Genomic DNA, 15295 nt, shown 5'->3' on the forward strand with positions numbered 1-15295 from the left:
TTTAAAATCATTTGCCTTTCCAAGTTGCAGGGCTTGGCTTGCTTGGGTCATTGTCTGCGTGGACAAAAGTCCTATAGATCCCAATTCGCTTAAATCCTGCCTCTCTTAAGGCGTTTATTACTTTTTGTTGTGTTGCCGGAGTTGTCCGGATGTCTACAGCATAGCCTAGTGTGTGTGCGGAATTACTCACTCCACCCACTTTTTTATTATGGCTGGGGGTTCTGTATCCAGAGGCGACAGCAAAGGGGATATCAGCGATTTCCCTTGCCCTGTCCAACATGATCAAGGTGCATGGCTGCATTTTACTTCCAGTACCTTTGCCGCTACCGTCCGCATCCTTTGAATCGAATTCAGATATTTTAAAATGCTTGAGTCTCATTTGAATATCCCGTTAATTTTCTCCTGCAATGCAGTGATCCAGTGTGATTTTGGTTTTCCTTCCAGTACTGCCATGTTTTCAGAGATGCTGACCACATTCTCCAGGACTATCTGCACCACAAAGAATAAGTGCATCCAGTCGAATATGATCGCTGCGGTATCTTTTCCCCTCCCAAAAAAACTCTGGGAAAGAAGGTAGCTGATCGCTATCAGCAGTAGGTAATAGAAAACCTTAAATGAAAATCTACTGAGCCTTGCCGATGTGATCTCCTCCTTTACAAAATTTGCCCGCATCAGTCCGGATACCAGTTCGCAAATGAAGATGAGAAGCAATACCAGGAAGGCTACACTGTCCATCCCAAACACACGAATGATTGTCGCTCCCATTCCACTCACGGTTATCGCTGTTACTGTTATGTTAGAATACTTAAGTGAGGGGGCCAGACTGTCAGTCAAGGCCCCTACACTTTTATATCCAAATCCGTGAAGGACCGTAAGGAAGTATTTCAAAATCCCAGAAAGGACCGTAAGGAAGTATTTCAAAATCCCAGACATGATCAACCTTAGACGCCAGTGACTACCCCTGATGCGATTGCACCGATGTACATTGCCCGCTTAGGAATCGCAATGAAATAATGGCGATAATTGATTTTATTGGTCTGATTCTCTGGATCAGCGCTCGCAAGGGCGAAGTACTGCTTTGTCAAGCCTGTCTTCTTTGCGATGTTAGGCACATAGAAAGCAATGGAAGCTTGGAAATCCTCATTAGCCACTGGCACAGAACCATAAGCCTTTTTCACTGTAGCAGTGTAATAAGGGTTGGCCACATACTGGTACACTTCAAATCCCGCAATCATCGGAGCCGCAGCACCTGTACGGTAGTTCGAGAAATTGTCCCCGAAGCGCTCACGGTCCAAAAGCAAATCATTCCAGTGATCAGTCGAAAGCACAAGCCTTCTCCCTACCATTGGCATCTGAAGCACATCAAATGCTTTCTTCATCGCCACGAGATCCTCATACTTCAGGGTCTTACGACCTGTAGCAGCGCCACCTTCTACCGCTCCGGTAGTCAATACCACTGGGGTATTGGCAGTATTTCCAGCAGGGGCGATGGCGTGGATTGCCTTCCCATATTTCGATTTCAAAAGCGAGGACGTGTGCGTCCTTGTCGCATTGTCTATGCGTGGATAGGCAGCACCCATGATCTGATCATCACTCAAAGTCGTGACCTTGGTCTGATACTTATCAAGAGAGATCGTCACCTTGTCATCATCATAGATCTGTAGCGCTATGGGATACGTGGTGTTATTGATCAATACATCAGGCTCAAATTCCGATGTCGGAATGTGGATGATATTTTGCTCACTTGCTGAGCCGCTACCTACTTCCAGGACAGCAGTGTCCATTTCTTCGACACCATCCAACCAAGGGGCTTCGTCTGTCGCTCTTAAGTTGGTCTCAACCCTGTTCAACCATACCTCAGGAAAATTATTTGGCATATCTTATTTGAATTTAAATTGTGTTTAAAGCTTGATTAAAATCCTGGGCAGGGTCTCTTTCAAAACTTCCGGTTACTTCGCAAAAAGCGACTGATATCCTTCGGGGTTGCTCTCCTTGAAAGCCAGCTGCTTGGAAACAGGCAGTTTGGTGAATGCCTCCAGATCCTTTGGATCATCGGAGTGGCCATGTGGATTGCCTCCAGTCACAGATAGCCCCTGCTTGCCTGGCATGTTGCCAAGGATACTGATCGCAAGATCAAAGTCATTCAAGGCAAGGTTGACAAACTGCTCCTTCTTATCCACCGTCAGCTTACCAGCAGTGATCGCACTGTCCACCAAATCGGTTGCATTTTTTTTAGCCAATGCCAACTGGGCATCTTTCATCGTCTGGATACTGGTTTTCGCCAAGGCAAGATCGTCCTGCGCTTGTTTCAGGTCAGCTCCCAATTTTGCGATCGAGGAGTTTACAGCTCCCGCATCATCCTGATTGTTCAATCCTGTGGTAAGGAGCACAGATAGTGCAGCACCGCTCAAAGTGAATTTTTCCATTTTATTTGAATTTGGTTTTTGTTTTGTGTCAACAGAAAGGGTTGCTTTTTTAAGGTCGGCTATACATAGCTTGATCTGATCGGAATTCATCAAGACACCCGGTGAAGCATAAAGCCTGGCGGCATTTGCATTGGATCCTACGACTACCACACTGGCTTCATAAGCCTCGGATTTTACAAGATCAAATACACCGTCGATCGCCTTAATGAAGTTTTCCTGAAGGAATAAAAAACCCAGACTACACGCTTTAAGGAATCCCCTTGCTGCCTTGCCGGCTATTTTCTTAGCCTCTGGATCTTCCATGTCGAACTCATCGTCCGCCAACAAAAGATTTCCCTCAATTCTGATATTAGTCCAGCGACCGATGACACTGTTTAGGTCCCAATCTTTGTGCATCGCCAGCATCATCGGATTTTCCTTGAACCTTTCCAGGTCTAGGCCTGCATTGAGCAGCCGGAAGCCGTAGCTATTGATTTTCGTTTCATCATTTAATACCCAAGTTGCCATACGGTCGCTGTCCTTTTTTTGCCTTAGAGAACCCAAATATTGAGGGTAATTATCTCAACATGAAATAGTTGTGCAATGCTTGCGCTCTTATTTTCAATCAGCCCTGTTTTGCCGCACTTTTGGAAGAAAAAAGGGATATGGCTGGGAAAAAGGACAAAATAAGGCAGCAGGCGCAAGACTATTATGTTGAAAATATCGACGCAACACAGAAGGAGATCGCTTCCCTATTTTCAGTTACCGAAAAGACGATCGGCACCTGGTCAAATGCGGATGAGTGGGAAGGCAAGAGGTTAGACTATCATTCCAGCCCTGTCAAGATCAAACAGTTCATCCAAAAGGAACTGCTCAGTGTCGTCCAGGGCAATAAGGCTTTACTGCCAGCAGACTCTATTGCAAAGCTCATGTCCGCGCTCGACCGACTCGAAAAGAAAGCAGACCCTATCGTCGTTTCCAAAATCCTAAAAGACCTCGACAACTTCATCTCTGAAGTAGATCCGGCCTTCTCTGTGAAGTGCGTCCACTTTCACAAGCAATTCCTTATTCACCGGATCAATCTCGAATCATGAGCAGCGATATAGACAACAGGAAATATCTCAAGCTCCTGGCAGACTATGACAAGCACTGCGCACGCATAAGCAAGTCCACATCCATCGACATACACGAAACTGCCGAAAACAAGAGCAAGCGTGTACAGCGGCTGGAAAAGGATTACATCCACTGGTTTGAATACTACTTCCCCAACTTCGCAAAAAAGAAGTCCGCATGGTTTCACCGTGAGCTGGCCGAAAAGGTCGTGGCAAACAAATCCATCCGGCTCCTGGCTGAGTGGTACCGGGGCGCCGCCAAGTCCGTCCACATCGATATGGGTCTGCCCTTATACCTGTATCTGGTAAAGAACGACATGAAATACATGCTGCTCATGGGGCAGACTGCCGAGAAAGCAAACAAACTCCTCTCTGGCATCCAGTCCCAACTTACCCACAACAACAGGCTGAAAAATGACTATGGCGAAAAGCACCAGCATGGCAATTGGTCGGATGGGGATTTTGTCACCACGGATGGTGTGAGGTTCACTAGCTTGGGTTTCGGGCAGGATCCCCGAGGGTCCAGAGAAGATGCCGAGCGGCCAAGCTACATCGTCATCGATGATGTCGACACCAAAAAGCATGTGAACAATGACCGCATGATGGGTGAAGCCTTGGACTTTATCACAGAGGACGTATGGGGTTGCTTTGATTCGGATGCCGATGCGACCAACAGATTCATATTTGCCAATAACAACTTCCATAGAAATGGCATCACCAACAGGCTGCGAAATTACTTTTTGGAGCAGCTGAAGAAGCAAAAGGAATCGGGAAGGAAGTCCTTCACTTTATTCAATGTATTTCGGGTATGCGCAGTAAAAGACCTCACCACGTTCGAGCCCGAGTGGCCGGAAAGAGGTGGCAAGGAATTTTGGCAGGACAGATATGACAACATGCCTTACCGCTCCTTCATGCGGGAGTACATGCACGTCCATATCGAAGAGGGCAAAATATTCAAGCACAAAGACATTCTTTTCAAAAGTCCTTATTGGCTCAAAGAATACGAGGCTTTGTGCTTCTATGGTGATTTGTCTTACAAGGCAAATGGCGATTACAAGGCCATGGTCCTGATCGGGAAGAAAGGCAGGGAGTTTCACATTCTCCTCGTGTATCTCAGGCAAAAGAGCCGGGCAGATATTGCCAATTGGCTCTATGATACCTATGAGAAGTTTCAGCTGGACAAGCTCAATATCAAATACCTCATAGAGGGCCTATTCGCCATGGATGAGTTTACAAATGATTTTGATGCGGAAGGAGACAGCAGGGGATACCACATTGCCGTCAGGGCAGACAAAGGAACCAAGATTGACAAGTTTCAGCGAATTGAATCACTTGCGGGTTTCTTCGAAAAACACACTGTCTTTTTCAATGCCGATTACAAGACAGTCGATCAGCAGACACTCATAGATCAGTTCCTTGCTTTCGAAAAAGGAAGCCAGGCACACGATGATGGACCCGATGCCTGTCATGGTGGATTTTCGGTCGTCAATAAGCGCACGCATCAGAAGAGCAGTACTTACGCCTTTGGCGCAAAAGTCGACAACCATTTTTAATAGCGAGACCATGAACAAAAGAATCATTCAAAAAATATGCTTGATGATCCAATCAAAAGGAGGAATGATCATCGATGCCGACTTTGCCGATCCTAAGCAGGTAGAAGAAGCCGACCAAAAAGGACTTCTGCTCTCCAATCCCAAAAATGGGAGAAGATGGATATACGTCACCTCTCTTGTCTCTTGATGCTCAATACTAAACACCTCATGCCATTATGCCAATCATAACCATAGAAGACCTCTCCACACACATCTACCCTGAAGGAATGGCCGCCATCAGCCGGGAAGATGACAACATTGTACAAGAGGCAATAGACGGGGCCATCACCGAGGCTTCCATGTATCTTACCCGATACAATACCGAAATGATTTATGAAAGCACAGGGGATGAAAAGAAACCATACGCCATGCTCATCACCTACATCAAGGACATTGCCAAGTGGCATTTTATAGCAGTCGCCAATGTCAGCGTAGACCTTGAGCTTGCACAGGTCCGATACGAAAAAGCAATCAAAGGCCTCATCATGATCTCCAAAACAACGATGGCTGGATGGCCGCTCTTGGAGTCAGATTTTGACCGCCCTTTCCGATCCGGATCCAATACCAAATTTAACCACGAAGGCTTCTAAAAATTATGGAAACGAAAGACACCAAGAGCAGAATCGGTAAAAGACACCTTCCCTGGTTGCCAAAATCAGTATCAAGGACCCGACAGGATATGAAGGGCTGGAATCAAGCCTTGAACCTTGCCCGGACGGCTGAGGATCCTCAAAACTGGAAACTCCAACTCCTCTTTGATGAGGTTGATTTGGATGCAGATGTCACTGCCCAGAAAAACAACCGCTCCAACCAAATCAACAGCTCCGATTTTTCATTGAAGAAACCAAACGGTGACATCGATGAGGAGCAAACCAAGCTGTTGAAGAAACTTCCGATTTACCGCTTTATGAACAAAGCCGTATTGGACAGCCTCTATTTTGGATACAACGTCGTGGAGCTGAGCATGAAGCCTGTAAACGGCGTCATGACCTTGGTTCCTGAATTGGTCCCTCGGTACAATATCGTGCCGCAGACAGGCCGTTTCTATAAGGATTACAACGACACCAGCAAGTTCATTGAGTACCGGGAATTGGCCGAGTTCGGAACTTGGATCCTTGAATTCAATACCGGCGAACTTGGATTGATGAACAAGCTCGTTTCTCCAGCTTTGTTTATGCGATTTGCCGAAGCCTGCTGGTCGGAGCTGTGCGAGATATACGGCATTCCTCCAAGGGTCATGAAGACCAACACTCAGGATGCTGCCGCACTTAGCCGTGCCGAAAAGATGATGCGAGACATGGGTTCCGCTTCTTGGTTCATCATTGACGAAACAGAGGAGTTCGAATTTGCCAAGGGTGTCAGCACCAATGGCGATGTGTACAAAAACCTTGTGAGCCGATGCGTGAACAAAATCTGCATGCTCATCTCAGGAGGTCTGATCGGTCAGGACACCCAAAACGGTAGCAGGAGCAAGGATGAAGTTTCTTTCGAAGTACTTTGGCTCCTCGTCCAATCGGATATGGCCATGCTGGAAGAAGCCTGGAACAGTATCATTATTCCGGCATTGGTGAAGCATGGTGTGCTGAAGGGAGAGCTGACCTTCGAGTTTGAGCAAGCTGAGGATACAGGCGAGCTCTGGAAATTTGTCCAGGGACTCTTGCCATTTTACGAGATAGATCATGAATGGCTTAATGAAAAATTTGGGGTATTAATTAAAGGGCCAAAAGCAAAAGAAGGAACCATTAATGAGACTCTTCAACTAATGACAAAAGCTGGTTCAATAGGAGCTATAAAGGAATTAGAGGAACAGGGTTTTTTTCTCCCAGCCCCGCAGGACGGGGCATGCTGTGGAAATCACCCCATCACACTGGCACTCCCAAAGTCGGCTCCAAAAAGTGAAGGGCTGATCAGCAGGATAGCGGAAGCAAAAGGAGAGCTGACCTTTGATCCAGAAACCTTTTCCGCTACTGTCAAAGTCCTTACCCAGGGCTTTAACAAGAAACTGGATGGGAGAAAGATCAAACTGTCAGTCAGCAATCCCCGGTCTGTGTCCTCACAGACCGGAACACAGACCGGGACACAGACCGGAACACAGACCGGAACCCTTTCGGCAGGATCATCCTTCGCATACGGCATAGACGATCCGCATTTGCTCGCATCCTACGAAATGAACCTGTTTAGGTTCAGCGCAGGCAAGACCTTGGCACAGGTACAGGCACTAAATCAGGCATTCAAGAATGCTCCTGATTTCAGAACCTTCGAGATCAATGCCAACCGAATTGGAGATGTATTCAACAAAGCATGGCTTCAAACAGAATACGACACCGCCATCCTGGTATCCGAAAGTGCAGCCACTTACCATTCCCTCATGAGGGATATCGAAACCTTTCCATTCTGGGAATACAAGACCGTAGGGGACGAGAATGTAAGGGATGCTCACATGCTCCTGCATGGTCTTATCCTTCCGGCAGATGATCCCCTTTGGGATATCCTATTCCCGCCAAACGGCTGGAACTGCCGATGCTATGTAGTGGCAAGGACCGCCAAGGAAGTGGAAGGAGTGGACTTTGCAGCCATGCGGGAAAAGGCAGCCGACTACTTCGGCACCACTGATTTTGACAATGCCGTCAAGGCTGGTTTTGGAGTCAACAGGGGCAAGACAGGAGAAGTATTCACCGCCAATCAGCAGTATATCACAGGCAAGAATCTGGTGCAGACAAACAAGGCCCTCAATGCGCTCAATGCCTCCGATTACGAATTGCGCACAGCAGCTGAAGCAATGCAAGCAGCCAATAAGCCAATGCCTGTTTACGAAGGGACAAAGCCTGATTTCCTTGCAGCCCTGGAAAGGCTAAACGGCCTGCCTGTGCTGACCGATTACAACAAACGGCCTTTGGTATTCCCTAATTCCACACCCAAGGAGACAGCCATATTGGATGCGCTCAAAGAGACCCTTTCCAATCCAGACGAAGTATGGATGACCATCGGGATCAAGGACAAATACAAGATCGAGTATCTCCATTATTTCGATGGGCAGGCTTTCAAGGTACAGGCAGAAATGAAGGAAAAACAAATGCGCATCCTTTCTTATTCCAAAATCAGTCCCGACAGCATCGAGCCCAATAGGAAAGGGATCCTAATCAAAAAGTAATGGGCAAAAACAAACAGGAAATTGAAGCCTTTTTCCAAGAACACAAAAGGTTCTTTGACAAACAGGCACCGGCTATCATTGCCAAGACTGCGGTGGAATATTACAAGGCACGTTTCACCGAAAAAAACTGGGATGGAAACGCATGGCCCGAAATCTCCAAAACCTACAAGCCAAAGCGTGGATCACTCATGGTAAGAAGTTCCAAGCTCATGAATTCGATTCGGGACACCCAGACCACCCAGACCAAAGTAGTCATCAGCGCTGGGAACAGCAAGGTCCCTTATGCCAAGATCCACAACGAAGGCGGCACCATCACCCGAGGGGCACGCTCCGAAACCTTCGTGAGAAACCGATACAAAAAAGGACCCAAATCTAAGGCCTTTGGCGGCATGGGATTGTTCAGGAAGGGCGTGGAACCCGGAAAGGGATTGTCATTCAAGGCTTACACCATCAGCATACCCAAGCGGCAGTTTATGGGCTATGCCGCATCGCTGAACGAGAAGATTATACAAAGATTCAAGGACGCATACAAATTCAAATAACCATGGAAATAGATGAATTATTCTTAGGCATCACCGACATGATCGGAGAGGTGACAGACATCAAGTGGATCGATATGGACTTTGGGCAGATGGACAGCGATCAGCGTCCGCCCGTGGGATATCCCTGCGCACTGATCAGCATCGACTTTCCACAGATCAGCGACCTGGGCAATAACGTCCAAAAACCCAAGGTCCTGATCAATGTAAAGCTCTGTTTTGATTACCAGGGAGAAACCTCCGTAAAGGCACCGCCAAACACCCGGATCAGAGCGCTTTCTTATTATCCGATTGTGAAAAGCGTCTACAAAAAATTACAAGGTCAACGCATCGGCACAAGCCCCATGAAGCGCACCTCCCAAATCGAAAGCGCCAGACCCGACCGCATCAAGATCCTCCAGATGACTTTCGAAACCGTATTTGTGGATGATTCCGCCAGATAAAAAAAACCGCCATTAAAGTTTGTCTTTGATGGCGGTTACCGTTCTATGAGCATGCTGTACGCATTGCGTAAAGTGGAATGTTAGCAAAAATTAAGAAAGTTTGCTAACTTTTATTTTTCTTGTGAAATTCTCCCCTTCAAAAAAATCTGCTACTTCTTTTATCTTATAATTAAAACCATCAATATGAATTGATGCGCCAAAAGAGTTATAAATAAAATAAACCTCTTTTATTTTTAATGTGTCGTAAATAAACTCTGTTTTAACCACAGGATTAAAACTTTTGCTAACACCATCTTGATGAGATGTGGACACTTTCTCTAATTCTGACATAATTTCTATAATTTAGATTTTTTAAAATTCGATTGTAATTTCTTTCTACTCCCACACCTCACCAAGATGTCGGACGTTATTAAAACGACTATTTCAATTGATGTCAACTAAATCCTACTCGTTGTTTTTAATATTTTTCTCAAACGTGATTCTAAATCCGTAAGACTCTGGATATTGATATTTCCGCAAAACAACAATCATTTCGTGAGCAGGAATGATTATCCTAGAATCAGGGTATGTAGAGCAATCAGGAAGTGATTGAATTGCTTTTGTCAATAGCTTAGCTGATATTTTTCTCATATCACAAGGGTTTGTCAGTAGTTTTAAATTCAAAAACATACTCTTCAATTGGCTCAAGACCCAGACCATTAATATAATATCTTCTGATCAATGAAGCAGCTCGCAGGTTTTCAAATTTTGAAGTGAATACCAAGGGTAGCTCATAGCCGGGAACAATTTCCACTTCTGCCATATATATTGGATCAGAAGGCTTTCTGTTTTTAAAAACAATAAACTGTTTCTGATCCAAATAGACTAGTATTGCTTTTAATATTTCTGGATGTACGTAGCATCTTGCTTGTCCCAAAGGGACATGAGTTGTTCCAAAATAATTAATCCTTGCATCATGAAAAGCATCAAAGGCAACCTCCCCAAGTTTCGTGTAATATTCTTTCTCCATTGGACTGTGATTTAATAATTTGAATTTTTACTTAACTTTCCACCATCGGATCGTGATTGTTCCGATGTGAGTAAAGCCCCGTGACCGCTTGCAGGTGGTCCGGGGCTTGTTTTTTAGGAGGGGAAAACGACTGATAACTAAAGTATAAACGTCAATTGTGCTATGTCGGTCAACTGTTGCCTTCGTGTTTCATCTTTGGTAATCTCCAAACCCAAAGCACCGCTTTTACACGCCAACCGAACGCCTATACTCGTATTATCATTCAATTCCAAAGGGACAATTGATCAGCTATTTTTTTTGTGATTTTCCTAAACTCAAATTTATCAAATTTGAAATTTACTATCCCACAAATAGCCAATGCATACTCATCTCCTTCAAACAACGCTTTTAAGAACCCATCAGAATCAACTTTCTTTTTTACCTTTTCAAGTGTTTTGAAAAATGAATTCCTAACATTTAGGTCATTTAAGTTTACAGTGAAATCAACTTCGTATTCTAAATACTCATTGTTCAAATCCTCTATAAATTTAGCATGGTTTTTTGAATAAAGTAATTCGCTCATTTTTTCAATGCCGATTTGTTCACAAAAAATAAAAACGGTAGCAATCCTCAATTTATCTTCGACATTTAAAATCTCTCTGGTCGAATCATATATTATTTTATGGATTTCCATATTTTAAATGATCGGCTGTACCATTATCATTTTGACGGTGACAGCGATCCAAGCCGTGAAGAAAATAGCGAAACCTACTACTACGAGAACATTTTCTAATGTGATTTTCATGATGTGATTGTTTAGATGTGAATTGTTTGATTGTTTAAAATACCCGTTGCAGCGGGCTTATTGTCATTGCGTGGCCTGTGTCCCCACAGATCAATTTTACTTTTCCTTTTGTTTTTCTTCCAGCAGCTCGACAAAGATCAGAATAGACTTTGCCCACTTCGGGAGTGGCTTGGCAGGAGCCAGCTGGTTGGTGACAGATGTGTATTGCATGCCCATCCGCCTGGCCAGCTCCTGTCTTGAAATCCCAGCTTTGTTAAGCAGGGATTCAAATTTCTCGTGTTCAGTCATTTAGGCAAAAATTTCCTTTAGGGCATCAACATCATATCCGTCTGCTTCAAAATCTTCATTTTCAATCCAATGATTAATGAATTCCTCTGTTGGTTGCTCAGGCTTTTCCCCTTCATAATATGTTTTCAAAACTGCTTCATCCCAGTTATTCCAGGCATAATCTACAGCCTCAGAAATTTTACTTATTTGTGCATATTCTCGGGTAGAATTTAAAACCCAGAAACCATTAATTAATTTTTTTGCGATTGTCATTTTGTATTTTTCCATTTTCGTTTTCTTTAAAAAGAGATCCATTTCTCTTTTGGTATAAACAAATTTATAATAAATTTATTAGAAAGCAATACTTTTTATAATAAATTTATTAGAAATATTTCAAGACAACAAACGAAAAAAGCCCCGACGTTTCTGAAGGGGCTTTGATTGGGCATTTAAGCACTTTTACCAGGCTATCCGAACAAAATCATCTGGGAAGTATCCACGGTTTCGGAGCGGTTGACTTTCATATTTTTTACATTCATCCATTGCCGGTAAGAAATAAAAATGTGAAACTTTGGAAAAACTTGGCGGACGATCCTGGTATCAGGAATATCCTCTTCTTTGACAGCCAAATACACTTCTCTAATGTGCTGGGCTTTCTTGATGTAATTGTCACGTACATAAGGCATAAAACAAAAATACCCTGCCAATCTGGCAGGGTAAAGAAAGTTTTAAGATAGTTTTAAGCTTTTTATGATTTACTTTTTCTGAAAAGTGAGATAACCACCGCTTGGCGTTCGCTGTGTCCCGGAGATCATCAGGCTACCGCTTATTTCAAATGCCCGCTGATCATTGCCCATCATGATCGTCAGGGTAGGTTTGTTCCAGCTGTATGTTCCTTTTTCGGAACTCCTCACGCCCCCGTTTCTGATCTTGATGAACTGCACCTCGGTGTCTGAGGTAAATTCATACTGCTGCACATTGGTGCCGCCTACGACCATATCAGCTATTGGGTCTGTAGCTTCCCAAGTTGTGTTTTTCATTTCATTAACTGGAATAGGCTCCTCCTTTTCTGTGCAGCTGATAAAAAGGGAGAAGAGTAATAATAGAATCAGATTTTTCATGTTGAAAGAATTTAGGTTGCAATGTATGAAAATTTAAGTTCCTCAAAAATACCATGATCAGGGTATTTTCTCCTTACTCGGATCCGGATACGCATCTCCTTTTTTGTAACTGTGTCCATCCTTGTGGTTAAACCAGTTGGTGGCAATCGTTTTTTCACTCTCCGAGATGACCTCAAAGGCCACAAATACAGCATTCCCTTCTACGATCAGCACGATCCCTTTGTGATCGGTGAGTAGCTTCTCAGTCTTGCATGCCGCAAGACTGAGGAAAATAAATAGTAAAAGAATTCCCTTTTTCATTTCCAGTCGATTATAGATCCTGTTTGATTTTTGATTGCATTCATGCCCAGGCTCTTCAGATGCCTGTAGTATTCCGAGACCTGCTCTCCCTTGAGCTTGGCGAAATAGGCCTTGTCCCATTCGTCAGGATGCCTTGGCTTTCCTCCGGTATTCATGTCCGCCCGCAGCTCATTGTAATACTTCACCAGATTGCCGATGCTGTACTTGCCTTTCCACAGGAAATTTTCACTCCTGAAGTAATGCCCCAGCAATGCATCATCCACCTGTACCGTCTTGATCTTACCCGAATCCGAAGCGCTTACCTTGTACTTGATCCCCACATGCTTTTCGTAGATTTTACAAAAGAGTGCGATCTTTTCATTTGGGGCTGCCGTCCTTTGTGCTTCCAGACCAAGATTTTCCAACCTGCCCATATCCGAAATCTCAAAGGGCAATGCGGCCTGAAATGCCGAAAACTGAAACCGGGTTAATGGCTGTTTAAAACAGATTTCAAAGCTCTTTAAAAGCCCTCCCTCAAAGCTGACCTCCAAATATCCCTCAAGCTTGGAGGATGTGAGTTTATAGGTTGTTTTCTCTTCGGACTTGGTACTTCGTACTGCTTTGCTCATTTGTTCAAATCCTTTAAATAACTCTTAAAAACCTTCTCTTCGAAAATACTTACCAGGACATTGAGTTCCTGTTCTGTGTGCTGCATCAGTGATTTCTTGAACTTCTGTGCGAGACACCAGCCATCCAGCCTGTACATGATCATCTGGATCCCCTTGTCTTGAATAGGCCGATTGGTGCTGAGGTGCCAGTTCATCTGACGGGCGATGCTGATCATCTTCTTGCGCTGCATGTCCCCTGGCTTAGGAGCCCAAGATTTACCGGAGGATTTCTGAACCTGAAGCTTACTGATCATATCGCTGTATTCGACATCTGTCATCGCTCTCAAACTCTCCGTCCTGCCTTCCGTAGCGATCATCACTGCCTCTTCCTTTTCCATGCCCGTAGTCTTCAGTATCGCATAAAATTGTTTATAGTCTCTGCTCATTTTGTTCAAAACTTTAAATCTGTCCAGTGAAACAATTCCAATCCTTTTAATTCCAATTCCTTCCAACCATCCTCAGCCGCCTTTACACCCATTATCCAATAGTCCATAAACTCCGATTTGCTTTGGAATCCATCCTTCTCAATAAAATCCAAATGACTGTCTTTGTCTATCAAATTACCATCTACCCTTATCCAGAGCACATGTAGCTCTCCATGAGACTTGATAGTGATATCCACCATCTGGATACTTTTAAGCGTGTGCTTCTCTGAAATCTTCTGACAGTCCTTTGTCCTTAGCCTTGTGTACATGTAGAGGGTTTCTCCGATTTTTGGCCGGATACGTCTCTTCTTCCGTACCGTGAATACCTTTGAGCCGGATTTGATTGGCTCGATAAATTGGGGTTTGAATCCTAGTAGCATCTGTTTTATGTTTCTGATTTTGAAAAAAAATTATGGGATCATGTGGTTATGGTCGTACACATACTGCATGGATTGGATCTGATGCAGCACATCCGCCAGGGGATCGTGTTCCTCTCCCTCAAATGGGACGTTTTCTGATACCAGGTGCTCCCATCCGTCGAGGTAGGTTCTCACACATCTTTCATTGTAGTATTTCCAAGGCAGATTCATTACACATAGCCTATAAGCATCCGATACCAGCTTATTGTCAAAGGAGGGACCTTTGCCATACACCTTACATTCTAGATCGCATTCATTCTTTATAAATGCCCAAAACTCCATCAAAACTGTGGTGATGTGCTTTGGATCCTTCAGGTTGTTTTTAAAGGTTTGGTGGTTTTTTGTGATCCACCAGACAAGAGTGTCCCCATCTATTTTCGCTCCTGCATCGAGAGAGCTTTGCACATTGATGTTTTGATGAAATGCAGGACCCAATTCTGTTGATCCGAGATTGAAAGGAACTGCGGCGATGCTGAGGATGACGGCATTTGCCCCTGTTGAAAGTGTCTCAATGTCCAGCATCAAGTTGTTATAGCGTTTTAAGTTTTCCATTTAGATTGTTGATTGCGTTTTTGAAGTCCTGTGAGGCTTCGATGATTTTGTATTTGTATCCGTCCCGTTCGATCTTGAATCCTTGTTGTTTCAGTTCTACAAGGTATCGGTAGACACTCCTATTGTCTACCCCCATTTCATTGCTGATCTTGTGTACAGAACTGGGCTCATTAAGGAGGTCCACGATCTTCACAAAGCGAAGGAAATTAGTGAAGTCGTTTTTCATAAAAATCCATTCCAGTCCCTTAAGGAATCGGAGAATTTAGGTTTATTCAGGCTCTCTTTTTCTCCAAATGGATCAAGGTAAAGGGCTTGCTTTTCGGGAAAAACAGACTGTGAAAAATGGAAAATTTCAGGGCTTGGATGCTTTTTAGCATAGTCCAGGAGCTGTTGTTCTATCATTCCCTTTCCGATAAGCTTACCGACCATAATACCGAGACATACCAGCAGTGACATGAAAAGCAAATAAGTAATAGTGAGCAGGACAATTGATGTTAGTGAAATCATTTTAGTGGGGATAATGCCCGGT

At 44.2% G+C, this 15295-nt stretch carries 25 protein-coding genes; 7 read left to right on the forward strand and 18 right to left on the reverse strand.

What is annotated here, in order from left to right:
• Positions 1-7: 7 nt before the first annotated feature.
• From Q7J63_RS18705 to Q7J63_RS18720, 4 genes are all read right to left on the reverse strand, one after another.
• On the reverse strand, positions 8-379 hold the full coding sequence (locus Q7J63_RS18705; protein WP_304888393.1) for a D-Ala-D-Ala carboxypeptidase family metallohydrolase: 372 nt from the start codon (positions 377-379) through the stop codon (positions 8-10).
• Positions 376-933, reverse strand: coding sequence for a phage holin family protein (locus tag Q7J63_RS18710; protein WP_304888394.1), 558 nt, complete (start codon positions 931-933; stop codon positions 376-378). Before Q7J63_RS18710 ends, Q7J63_RS18705 begins: the two co-directional genes overlap by 4 nt.
• A gap of 8 nt (positions 934-941) precedes the next feature.
• Entirely contained in the window at positions 942-1877 is a 936-nt protein-coding gene (locus Q7J63_RS18715) for a hypothetical protein (protein ID WP_304888396.1), read from the reverse strand.
• Between the two features lie 72 nt (positions 1878-1949).
• Positions 1950-2933, reverse strand: coding sequence for a hypothetical protein (locus Q7J63_RS18720; RefSeq protein WP_304888397.1), 984 nt, complete (start codon positions 2931-2933; stop codon positions 1950-1952).
• Between the two features lie 68 nt (positions 2934-3001).
• Here Q7J63_RS18720 and Q7J63_RS18725 point away from each other — a divergent pair, with 68 nt between their 5' ends.
• The 7 genes from Q7J63_RS18725 to Q7J63_RS18755 are packed head-to-tail and all read left to right on the forward strand — an operon-like array spanning position 3002 to position 9242.
• Complete coding sequence (locus tag Q7J63_RS18725; protein ID WP_304888398.1) at positions 3002-3499, forward strand: hypothetical protein; 498 nt, start codon at positions 3002-3004, stop codon at positions 3497-3499.
• A complete protein-coding gene (gene terL / locus Q7J63_RS18730) occupies positions 3496-5070 on the forward strand; it encodes a phage terminase large subunit (protein ID WP_304888399.1) in 1575 nt (524 codons plus the stop codon). The genes Q7J63_RS18725 and terL overlap by 4 nt, the downstream gene beginning before the upstream one ends.
• A 43-nt stretch (positions 5071-5113) precedes the next feature.
• On the forward strand, positions 5114-5257 hold the full coding sequence (locus Q7J63_RS18735) for a hypothetical protein (RefSeq protein ID WP_304888401.1): 144 nt from the start codon (positions 5114-5116) through the stop codon (positions 5255-5257).
• Positions 5258-5285: 28 nt separating this feature from the next.
• The gene (locus Q7J63_RS18740; protein WP_304888403.1) at positions 5286-5699 is read left to right on the forward strand and encodes a hypothetical protein; all 414 of its coding nucleotides are present in this window, start codon (positions 5286-5288) and stop codon (positions 5697-5699) included.
• A 5-nt stretch (positions 5700-5704) separates the two neighbouring features.
• Positions 5705-8260 carry a DUF935 family protein gene (locus Q7J63_RS18745; protein ID WP_304888405.1) on the forward strand — a complete coding sequence of 852 codons (2556 nt, stop codon included), beginning with the start codon at positions 5705-5707 and terminating at the stop codon, positions 8258-8260.
• Complete coding sequence (locus Q7J63_RS18750; RefSeq protein WP_304888407.1) at positions 8260-8802, forward strand: phage virion morphogenesis protein; 543 nt, start codon at positions 8260-8262, stop codon at positions 8800-8802. The genes Q7J63_RS18745 and Q7J63_RS18750 overlap by 1 nt, the downstream gene beginning before the upstream one ends.
• 2 nt (positions 8803-8804) lie before the next feature.
• A complete protein-coding gene (locus Q7J63_RS18755; protein WP_304888409.1) occupies positions 8805-9242 on the forward strand; it encodes a hypothetical protein in 438 nt (145 codons plus the stop codon).
• A gap of 90 nt (positions 9243-9332) precedes the next feature.
• Here Q7J63_RS18755 and Q7J63_RS18760 read toward each other — a convergent pair whose 3' ends face one another.
• The 14 genes from Q7J63_RS18760 to Q7J63_RS18825 form a co-directional block, all read right to left on the reverse strand.
• Complete coding sequence (locus Q7J63_RS18760) at positions 9333-9572, reverse strand: hypothetical protein (RefSeq protein WP_304888411.1); 240 nt, start codon at positions 9570-9572, stop codon at positions 9333-9335.
• A gap of 301 nt (positions 9573-9873) precedes the next feature.
• Positions 9874-10251: a hypothetical protein gene (locus Q7J63_RS18765; protein WP_304888413.1), complete on the reverse strand. Its 378-nt coding sequence runs from the start codon at positions 10249-10251 to the stop codon at positions 9874-9876.
• Between the two features lie 262 nt (positions 10252-10513).
• Positions 10514-10924 carry a hypothetical protein gene (locus Q7J63_RS18770; RefSeq protein WP_304888415.1) on the reverse strand — a complete coding sequence of 137 codons (411 nt, stop codon included), beginning with the start codon at positions 10922-10924 and terminating at the stop codon, positions 10514-10516.
• Between the two features lie 207 nt (positions 10925-11131).
• Positions 11132-11323, reverse strand: a complete 192-nt coding sequence (locus Q7J63_RS18775) for a hypothetical protein (RefSeq protein ID WP_304888416.1) — start codon at positions 11321-11323, stop codon at positions 11132-11134.
• Complete coding sequence (locus Q7J63_RS18780) at positions 11324-11590, reverse strand: hypothetical protein (protein ID WP_304888418.1); 267 nt, start codon at positions 11588-11590, stop codon at positions 11324-11326.
• Between the two features lie 179 nt (positions 11591-11769).
• Positions 11770-11988, reverse strand: a complete 219-nt coding sequence (locus tag Q7J63_RS18785; protein WP_304888420.1) for a hypothetical protein — start codon at positions 11986-11988, stop codon at positions 11770-11772.
• Between the two features lie 69 nt (positions 11989-12057).
• Positions 12058-12423: a hypothetical protein gene (locus tag Q7J63_RS18790; protein WP_304888422.1), complete on the reverse strand. Its 366-nt coding sequence runs from the start codon at positions 12421-12423 to the stop codon at positions 12058-12060.
• A 57-nt stretch (positions 12424-12480) separates the two neighbouring features.
• Complete coding sequence (locus Q7J63_RS18795) at positions 12481-12723, reverse strand: hypothetical protein (RefSeq protein ID WP_304888423.1); 243 nt, start codon at positions 12721-12723, stop codon at positions 12481-12483.
• Complete coding sequence (locus tag Q7J63_RS18800) at positions 12720-13331, reverse strand: hypothetical protein (RefSeq protein ID WP_304888425.1); 612 nt, start codon at positions 13329-13331, stop codon at positions 12720-12722. Before Q7J63_RS18800 ends, Q7J63_RS18795 begins: the two co-directional genes overlap by 4 nt.
• Positions 13328-13756, reverse strand: coding sequence for a hypothetical protein (locus tag Q7J63_RS18805; protein WP_304888427.1), 429 nt, complete (start codon positions 13754-13756; stop codon positions 13328-13330). The genes Q7J63_RS18800 and Q7J63_RS18805 overlap by 4 nt, the downstream gene beginning before the upstream one ends.
• A 5-nt stretch (positions 13757-13761) precedes the next feature.
• Complete coding sequence (locus Q7J63_RS18810) at positions 13762-14175, reverse strand: ASCH domain-containing protein (protein WP_304888429.1); 414 nt, start codon at positions 14173-14175, stop codon at positions 13762-13764.
• A 30-nt stretch (positions 14176-14205) separates the two neighbouring features.
• Positions 14206-14766: a 3'-5' exonuclease gene (locus Q7J63_RS18815; RefSeq protein ID WP_304888431.1), complete on the reverse strand. Its 561-nt coding sequence runs from the start codon at positions 14764-14766 to the stop codon at positions 14206-14208.
• The gene (locus tag Q7J63_RS18820; RefSeq protein WP_304888433.1) at positions 14744-14992 is read right to left on the reverse strand and encodes an HTH domain-containing protein; all 249 of its coding nucleotides are present in this window, start codon (positions 14990-14992) and stop codon (positions 14744-14746) included. The genes Q7J63_RS18815 and Q7J63_RS18820 overlap by 23 nt, the downstream gene beginning before the upstream one ends.
• Positions 14989-15273: a hypothetical protein gene (locus Q7J63_RS18825; protein ID WP_304888435.1), complete on the reverse strand. Its 285-nt coding sequence runs from the start codon at positions 15271-15273 to the stop codon at positions 14989-14991. Before Q7J63_RS18825 ends, Q7J63_RS18820 begins: the two co-directional genes overlap by 4 nt.
• Positions 15274-15295: the final 22 nt, after the last annotated feature.

This window comes from Rhodonellum sp., from assembly GCF_030656585.1.
Lineage (GTDB): Bacteria > Bacteroidota > Bacteroidia > Cytophagales > Cyclobacteriaceae > Rhodonellum > Rhodonellum psychrophilum.

What these genes read in the sequence shown, in the direction of transcription:
- Q7J63_RS18800 (WP_304888425.1), bottom strand. Translation starts at nt 13,331, where the DNA reads ATGAGCAAAGCAGTACGAAGTACCAAGTCCGAAGAGAAAACAACCTAT.
- Q7J63_RS18770 (WP_304888415.1), bottom strand. Translation starts at nt 10,924, where the DNA reads ATGGAAATCCATAAAATAATATATGATTCGACCAGAGAGATTTTAAAT.
- Q7J63_RS18775 (WP_304888416.1), bottom strand. Translation starts at nt 11,323, where the DNA reads ATGACTGAACACGAGAAATTTGAATCCCTGCTTAACAAAGCTGGGATT.
- Q7J63_RS18715 (WP_304888396.1), bottom strand. Translation starts at nt 1,877, where the DNA reads ATGCCAAATAATTTTCCTGAGGTATGGTTGAACAGGGTTGAGACCAAC.
- Q7J63_RS18780 (WP_304888418.1), bottom strand. Translation starts at nt 11,590, where the DNA reads ATGGAAAAATACAAAATGACAATCGCAAAAAAATTAATTAATGGTTTC.
- Q7J63_RS18820 (WP_304888433.1), bottom strand. Translation starts at nt 14,992, where the DNA reads ATGAAAAACGACTTCACTAATTTCCTTCGCTTTGTGAAGATCGTGGAC.
- Q7J63_RS18705 (WP_304888393.1), bottom strand. Translation starts at nt 379, where the DNA reads ATGAGACTCAAGCATTTTAAAATATCTGAATTCGATTCAAAGGATGCG.
- Q7J63_RS18785 (WP_304888420.1), bottom strand. Translation starts at nt 11,988, where the DNA reads ATGCCTTATGTACGTGACAATTACATCAAGAAAGCCCAGCACATTAGA.
- Q7J63_RS18750 (WP_304888407.1), top strand. Translation starts at nt 8,260, where the DNA reads ATGGGCAAAAACAAACAGGAAATTGAAGCCTTTTTCCAAGAACACAAA.
- Q7J63_RS18745 (WP_304888405.1), top strand. Translation starts at nt 5,705, where the DNA reads ATGGAAACGAAAGACACCAAGAGCAGAATCGGTAAAAGACACCTTCCC.
- Q7J63_RS18765 (WP_304888413.1), bottom strand. Translation starts at nt 10,251, where the DNA reads ATGGAGAAAGAATATTACACGAAACTTGGGGAGGTTGCCTTTGATGCT.
- Q7J63_RS18720 (WP_304888397.1), bottom strand. Translation starts at nt 2,933, where the DNA reads ATGGCAACTTGGGTATTAAATGATGAAACGAAAATCAATAGCTACGGC.
- terL (WP_304888399.1), top strand. Translation starts at nt 3,496, where the DNA reads ATGAGCAGCGATATAGACAACAGGAAATATCTCAAGCTCCTGGCAGAC.
- Q7J63_RS18805 (WP_304888427.1), bottom strand. Translation starts at nt 13,756, where the DNA reads ATGAGCAGAGACTATAAACAATTTTATGCGATACTGAAGACTACGGGC.
- Q7J63_RS18795 (WP_304888423.1), bottom strand. Translation starts at nt 12,723, where the DNA reads ATGAAAAAGGGAATTCTTTTACTATTTATTTTCCTCAGTCTTGCGGCA.
- Q7J63_RS18815 (WP_304888431.1), bottom strand. Translation starts at nt 14,766, where the DNA reads ATGGAAAACTTAAAACGCTATAACAACTTGATGCTGGACATTGAGACA.
- Q7J63_RS18760 (WP_304888411.1), bottom strand. Translation starts at nt 9,572, where the DNA reads ATGTCAGAATTAGAGAAAGTGTCCACATCTCATCAAGATGGTGTTAGC.
- Q7J63_RS18790 (WP_304888422.1), bottom strand. Translation starts at nt 12,423, where the DNA reads ATGAAAAATCTGATTCTATTATTACTCTTCTCCCTTTTTATCAGCTGC.
- Q7J63_RS18825 (WP_304888435.1), bottom strand. Translation starts at nt 15,273, where the DNA reads ATGATTTCACTAACATCAATTGTCCTGCTCACTATTACTTATTTGCTT.
- Q7J63_RS18810 (WP_304888429.1), bottom strand. Translation starts at nt 14,175, where the DNA reads ATGCTACTAGGATTCAAACCCCAATTTATCGAGCCAATCAAATCCGGC.
- Q7J63_RS18755 (WP_304888409.1), top strand. Translation starts at nt 8,805, where the DNA reads ATGGAAATAGATGAATTATTCTTAGGCATCACCGACATGATCGGAGAG.
- Q7J63_RS18735 (WP_304888401.1), top strand. Translation starts at nt 5,114, where the DNA reads ATGATCCAATCAAAAGGAGGAATGATCATCGATGCCGACTTTGCCGAT.
- Q7J63_RS18710 (WP_304888394.1), bottom strand. Translation starts at nt 933, where the DNA reads ATGTCTGGGATTTTGAAATACTTCCTTACGGTCCTTTCTGGGATTTTG.
- Q7J63_RS18740 (WP_304888403.1), top strand. Translation starts at nt 5,286, where the DNA reads ATGCCAATCATAACCATAGAAGACCTCTCCACACACATCTACCCTGAA.